Origin of the sequence: Aestuariivita sp. (assembly GCF_049276915.1) — a bacterium.
Classification (GTDB): domain Bacteria; phylum Pseudomonadota; class Alphaproteobacteria; order Rhodobacterales; family Rhodobacteraceae; genus Aestuariivita.
The window spans coordinates 1-5,270 of the sequence record NZ_JBASXK010000102.1 but is presented as its reverse complement, the minus strand read 5'-3'; the positions used below and the strand labels follow the sequence as shown (position 1 = coordinate 5,270).

8 protein-coding genes are annotated in these 5,270 nt (G+C 60.0%); 4 read left to right on the top strand and 4 right to left on the bottom strand.

Going from position 1 to position 5,270, the window contains the following annotated elements; all coding sequences use genetic code 11:
* A partial coding sequence (locus tag WAO69_RS11010) for a type I restriction endonuclease (RefSeq protein WP_422178993.1) occupies nucleotides 1-1,221 on the top strand: 1,221 nt, incomplete at its 5' end.
* A 97-nt stretch (nucleotides 1,222-1,318) separates the two neighbouring features.
* On the opposite strand, the gene WAO69_RS11005 is transcribed toward WAO69_RS11010, so the two are convergent.
* Nucleotides 1,319-1,741, bottom strand: a complete 423-nt coding sequence (locus tag WAO69_RS11005; RefSeq protein WP_422178991.1) for a hypothetical protein — start codon at nucleotides 1,739-1,741, stop codon at nucleotides 1,319-1,321.
* An 8-nt stretch (nucleotides 1,742-1,749) separates the two neighbouring features.
* A complete protein-coding gene (locus tag WAO69_RS11000) occupies nucleotides 1,750-2,952 on the bottom strand; it encodes a pyridoxal phosphate-dependent aminotransferase (protein WP_422178989.1) in 1,203 nt (400 codons plus the stop codon).
* Nucleotides 2,953-3,042: 90 nt separating this feature from the next.
* Here WAO69_RS11000 and WAO69_RS10995 point away from each other — a divergent pair, with 90 nt between their 5' ends.
* From WAO69_RS10995 to WAO69_RS10985, 3 genes are all read left to right on the top strand, one after another.
* Nucleotides 3,043-3,441: a helix-turn-helix domain-containing protein gene (locus WAO69_RS10995; protein ID WP_422178987.1), complete on the top strand. Its 399-nt coding sequence runs from the start codon at nucleotides 3,043-3,045 to the stop codon at nucleotides 3,439-3,441.
* Nucleotides 3,438-3,695 carry a succinate dehydrogenase assembly factor 2 gene (locus WAO69_RS10990; protein WP_422178985.1) on the top strand — a complete coding sequence of 86 codons (258 nt, stop codon included), beginning with the start codon at nucleotides 3,438-3,440 and terminating at the stop codon, nucleotides 3,693-3,695. Before WAO69_RS10995 ends, WAO69_RS10990 begins: the two co-directional genes overlap by 4 nt.
* A gap of 81 nt (nucleotides 3,696-3,776) precedes the next feature.
* Nucleotides 3,777-4,268: a MarR family winged helix-turn-helix transcriptional regulator gene (locus tag WAO69_RS10985; RefSeq protein ID WP_422178996.1), complete on the top strand. Its 492-nt coding sequence runs from the start codon at nucleotides 3,777-3,779 to the stop codon at nucleotides 4,266-4,268.
* A 64-nt stretch (nucleotides 4,269-4,332) separates the two neighbouring features.
* Here the strand turns inward: WAO69_RS10985 and WAO69_RS10980 are convergent, their stop codons facing one another.
* Both WAO69_RS10980 and WAO69_RS10975 read right to left on the bottom strand, forming a co-directional pair.
* On the bottom strand, nucleotides 4,333-5,070 hold the full coding sequence (locus WAO69_RS10980) for a DUF1194 domain-containing protein (protein ID WP_422178983.1): 738 nt from the start codon (nucleotides 5,068-5,070) through the stop codon (nucleotides 4,333-4,335).
* On the bottom strand, nucleotides 5,067-5,270 hold a 204-nt coding region (locus WAO69_RS10975; RefSeq protein WP_422178981.1), incomplete at its 5' end, for a DUF1194 domain-containing protein. The genes WAO69_RS10975 and WAO69_RS10980, both read right to left, overlap by 4 nt.

Here is a 5,270-nt window from a genome sequence, read left to right as displayed (position 1 = left end):
GATTATGATCGCGCTTTGGCGATGGATAAGGCTCTTGTCCTTCGCTTTGTGCGGAATACACAGCCCGAGGCTTGGGATAAGTTATCCCAACACTACACGGCTTCGGCTGAAGACGTGTTTTTCAAGCAGCTCGACAAGGCGCTGAAGGATCGCGGCCTTCTTGATGTGTTGCGCAAGGGAATCAAGATTGTCCCTGGCATAGCGCTCACCCTTTGCTATTTCCGTCCCGCGAGCGCGTTGGAGCCCAAGCGTGTCGCCGAGTATCAGGCCAACATTCTGTCCGTAATGGATGAGGTCGAGTACAGCCAGAAGCACGGCGGTCGCCTTGACGTGGTGCTCTTTGTCAACGGGTTGCCCGTTGTCACCATCGAAGCGAAGAACCTGCTGACCGGATCGACCTTCCGCAACGCTGAGAAGCAGTATCGCGACGACCGCTCCCCGGCAGGTGAGCCACTTCTGACTTTCAAGCGCGGCGCGCTCGTTCACTTCGCGCTCGATGAAGACAACGTCTCGATGACCACGCGGCTGATGAATGGGAAGACTCGCTTCCTGCCGTTCAACCGAGGCCGCGACGGCGGCGCAGGCAATCCCGATGTCGAGGACGAACATCGCATTGCCTACCTCTACAAATCAGGCGCATGGGGCGAGGCGATCTTTTCACGTTCCGTGCTCCTCGATGTCTTCGGGCAGTTCATGGTCATGGAAGTGACGGGCAAGGACGAGGTGATGATCTTCCCGCGCTTTCAGCAGCTCGACGCTGTGCGCAAGATCATGGCGCACGCCAAAACCCACGGCACCGGCTCTAACTACCTGATCCAGCACTCGGCGGGCTCAGGGAAATCCAACACCATCGGCTGGTTGGCGCACCATGCGATCAACTTGCATGACGACGCTGACAAACAGGTTTTCAACACTGCGATCATTGTGACCGACCGTGTTGTGCTATCCCCCAGCCGTCGCGGCAGTTCACGACGGTCGAAGCGGCTTACCAGTTCCTGCGGCACGATTGGCTCGGCGATTTCCCGTTCCAATCCGAGGCTGATGCGGCGGGCGCGATCACTATGCCGAAGCGTGCCGGTAGTTCCAAGTAACCGGGAGGACAGGACGGAGAGCCTCTTCGTGCCTATGGCCGGCCGTGGCGCGGCTATTGCAGATCAGCTTTCCGTCCCGCCTGCACCTTACAGTACTCGCTCTATTCTAGACACTCAAGAGATACGATGAGAAGCAGATATCTGCTAAGTCATTGATTTTATGGTGGACCCTAGAGGATTCGAGCCTCTGGCCTCTGCCTGTGGAGGGCTGAGGCCGCAGGGCGCGCTCAGGTCCTTGTTTTGTCCTCATGCGCCTTCATCAGGCGATCGGCCTTCTTGCGCACCAGAACCGAGCGCAGATCATGCATCGCCAGCAGCAGATCGTCGGTCACCGCCTCGAGCTGGTCATCGGTTGCCTTGGATTGCGCCCATTGGGCTGTCAGGTTCATGTGATCGACCGCGCGCAGGATGTCGTCGATATCACGATGGGCCAGCAGATCGATCCGGTCTTCCATCCAGGCCTTGATCGTCTCGAGATCGCCTTCGGTCAGGCTGCGTTCGCCATGGGGTTTGATCTCGCCATTGCGGATATTGACCACGGCGATCTGGTCCATCTCGATCCTGCGCTGACGGTTTTCCGTGTCGACACGAAAGACCAGTGCGCCATTTTCGCGGATGCGAAAGAAGTATTCGGGGAGATCGCCTGACATGCCTGTTCTTATGTGAGCTTTGCACAGAAAGTCTTGATGCGATGGCAGGCCTCGGTCAAGGCCTCGTCCGAGGTTGCATAGCTGATCCGGAAATTCGGCGAGAGGCCGAAGGCCGCACCAAACACCACGGCGACGCCGGTTTCTTCGAGCAGGGCGGTGGCAAAGGCCTCGTCATCGGTGATCACAGTGCCTGCTTGCGTGGTCTTGCCGATCAGCCCCTTGATGGAGGGATAGACGTAGAATGCGCCTTCGGGTACGGGGCAGGTCATGCCGTCGATCCCGGACAGGGCGGCGATGACCAGATCGCGGCGCCGTTTGAAGGCGATGTTATGGGTCGCGATGAAGTCATGCGGGCCATTCAGCGCCTCGACCGCAGCCCATTGGCTGATCGAACAGGGGTTCGAGGTGGATTGTGACTGGATCTTGCGCATGGCCGCGATCAGCGGCTCGGGGCCTGCGGCATAGCCGATGCGCCAGCCGGTCATGGCATAGGCTTTGGACACGCCATTGCAGGTAAGCGTGCGCTCATAAAGTGCCGGTTCGACCTCGGCCGGGGTGCAGAATTCGAACCCGTCATAGGCCAGGAGTTCATACATGTCATCGGTCATCACCCAGACATGCGGATGGCGCATCAGTACATCGGTCAGCGCCTTGAGTTCGTCGCGGGCATAGCCGGCGCCCGTGGGATTGGAGGGCGAGTTGAAGATCAGCCACTTGGTGCGCGGGGTGATGGCGGCTTCAAGCTGCTCCGGCGTCAGTTTGAAGGCGTTTTCGAGCGAGGCGGGCGCGATGACCGGTTCCCCCCCGGCAAGCTTGACCATATCGGGATAGCTGACCCAATAGGGGGCGGGAATGACCACCTCGTCACCGGGATTGAGCGTGGCGACCAGCGCATTATAGAGAATTTGCTTGCCGCCGGTGCCGACGCTGACCTGAGAGGGGGTATAGCTCAGGCCGTTGTCGCGTTTGAACTTGGCGCAGATCGCCTGTTTCAACTCGGGGATGCCATCGACGGTGGTGTATCTTGTGCGGCCCGCATTGATCGCGGCGATGGCGGCATCGCTGATGTGCCTGGGGGTGTCGAAATCCGGCTCGCCCGCGCCCAATGCGATGATATCGCGACCGGCGGCCTTGAGCTCCTGGGCCTTGTTGGTGACGGCGATTGTAGGTGACGGTTTAACCCGGTCGAGCGTCGCTGAGAGAAAGGCCATGTGCCACCTTGTTTGTATATCACGCTCTTATGTCATAGGGTGCGGCGCAGACCCATTCAAGCAACATCACCTTAGCCCGGGAGGCAATTGATGCCCGACAGCGCAGACGACTGGTATGGACCCGACACAGCAACATTCGGCGATCGCGTCGCAGGGGCGCGGGATGCAGCGGGCCTGTCTCAGGGGCAGTTGGCACGCACGCTGGGCGTGCGCAAGGATACGGTTCAGGCCTGGGAAGAAGACCGTTCGGAGCCGCGGGCGAACAAGCTGTCGAGCATGGCAGGCGTGCTGAACGTGTCCATCATGTGGTTGCTGACGGGACAGGGCGAAGGCATGAACGAGCCACCCTCTGAAACCCTGCTGGCGACGGATCTGAAAGGTGTTCTGGCGGATATCCGCAACCTGCGCAGCGAACTGGCGGCCGCCGAAAGCCGCGCCGGGGCGATCGAGGGGCGTCTGTGCCGGCTTGCCGGGCTGGATGACGCATGAGCGAGACGCCCGAAGCGCGCCTCAAGCGCCTGCATATGCGCTCCATGCGCCGTGGCATCAAGGAGATGGACATCATCCTGCAATCCTATGCCGAGCGCAATCTGGGGCGGATGGATGAGACGGCCTTGACGCTGTATGACGCGCTGCTGCTGGAGAATGATCAGGACCTCTATCAATGGGTCACCGGGCAGGGGGATGTGCCCGAAGCCTATGCCAGCCTGATTGACGACATCGCGCAAACCTTTCAAAAATAGAGATAAAACGGCTTAACCTTATCTTTGGGTTTTTCACTCATCCTGCTGTCAGAGCAGAATGAGTCGGAGAGCGTGATGAAGATGGACGCGCAGCCCGTCATGGGCGGTCAACGTGATTTCATGGGCAGTTACCTGGAAGCCCTTGCACTGATAGAGCGGCTGCACCGGCTGTTGCTGGATGTGATCAAGGATGAGTTTGAACGCGTGGGCGTGTTGGAGATCAACGCGGTTCAGGCCTTGTTGCTGTTCAATATCGGCGACAACGAGGTGACCGCGGGGGAACTCAAAAGCCGGGGTTACTATCAGGGCAGCAATGTCAGCTATAACCTCAAGAAGCTGGTCGATATGGGCTATATGCATCATCAGCGGTGCGAGATCGACCGTCGTTCCGTGCGCGTGCGCCTGACCGAGAAAGGGCGCGAAATCCGCCATATCATGGGGCAGTTGTTCAACAACCATGCGGCCGGCCTTGAGGCCAGAGCTGTCATGGACCTTGCCGGCATCGAAGAGATTACCGGCGCGCTCAAGCGGGTGGAGCGGTTCTGGACCGATCAGATCCGCTATATCTATTGACCGCAGGCGAGGGCGCGATCGGCATGGCGGGTCAGCCGCGCGTCAGGGGTATGTCGGGGGGATGTCAGGGGCGAGGTGGTCGTGTGGGCTCCATGCGGCCCAGAACCAGCCCCTCCAGCTGGCGTTTGAGCTTTTGTACCATGGCCTCCTCATAGGCTGCGAAACCCAGGGCGGTTTGCACGAACGCATCCGGTCCGGTGATGACATTGGCGCGAAAATAGCTGGAGAGTTCGGCGATCTCCATCTGACGCTGATCACTTATCCTTGGCGCATCCGCGCCGATCACCAATGCGTTGACCGTTATGCCCGACTGTTTGATCTCATCACGGATGTCCTGAGGGCGCGGGCCCATGTTGCGTTTGCCATCGCCGGATATGTCCAGCGTCAGTTTCCAGCACTCGGCGCGCTGCAGCAACAGATCGCGCCCGGTGCGCATCGCGGTGCCTAGGGCCGTGCCGACCGAAACCGCAGAGCGGGATGTACCGCGCAGGATCGTCGAGATCGCCTCGATATCCGAGCGTGAGTGGATCGCCCGCCAACCCACAAGGATGGCCTGATCCGTGGGGCCAGACCATTGATAGATTGCGATTTCAACCGGGGCCGAGGGCATGGCCAGCAGCGCGGCCGTCACCTCGTCATGCAAAAGCGCATTGGCCAGCCCATCCATCTGCAGGCGGTATTCCTGAGTGTCGACCGAGCCGGACACATCCAGCCCCAAAGCCAGCGCCTGACGGCATTGCGCCAATGTGGGCGCGGCGAACCCCAAGACAAGGCTCAGCCCGAGGATCGCGCGCCGGATCATCCCGGACCGGGGTCCGGGTTGACGGGCAACTCTCCGACCGCGCGCGGCGCGATCTCACGTTCAAGCTTGCGCCGGATGGCACGTTCGTAATCCTCAAAACCCGAGGCCACCTCAAGAAATGCGCCGGGCCCGTACAACACGTTCTTCTGGTAATATTCGGTCAGGCTGATCTCGGTGTTGTAATCCGAGGATTGCACCAC

Coding starts and splice junctions, on each gene's coding strand:
- WAO69_RS11005 (WP_422178991.1), bottom strand. CDS start 1,741: ATGTCAGGCGATCTCCCCGAATACTTCTTTCGCATCCGCGAAAATGGC.
- WAO69_RS11000 (WP_422178989.1), bottom strand. CDS start 2,952: ATGGCCTTTCTCTCAGCGACGCTCGACCGGGTTAAACCGTCACCTACA.
- WAO69_RS10995 (WP_422178987.1), top strand. CDS start 3,043: ATGCCCGACAGCGCAGACGACTGGTATGGACCCGACACAGCAACATTC.
- WAO69_RS10990 (WP_422178985.1), top strand. CDS start 3,438: ATGAGCGAGACGCCCGAAGCGCGCCTCAAGCGCCTGCATATGCGCTCC.
- WAO69_RS10985 (WP_422178996.1), top strand. CDS start 3,777: ATGGACGCGCAGCCCGTCATGGGCGGTCAACGTGATTTCATGGGCAGT.
- WAO69_RS10980 (WP_422178983.1), bottom strand. CDS start 5,070: ATGATCCGGCGCGCGATCCTCGGGCTGAGCCTTGTCTTGGGGTTCGCC.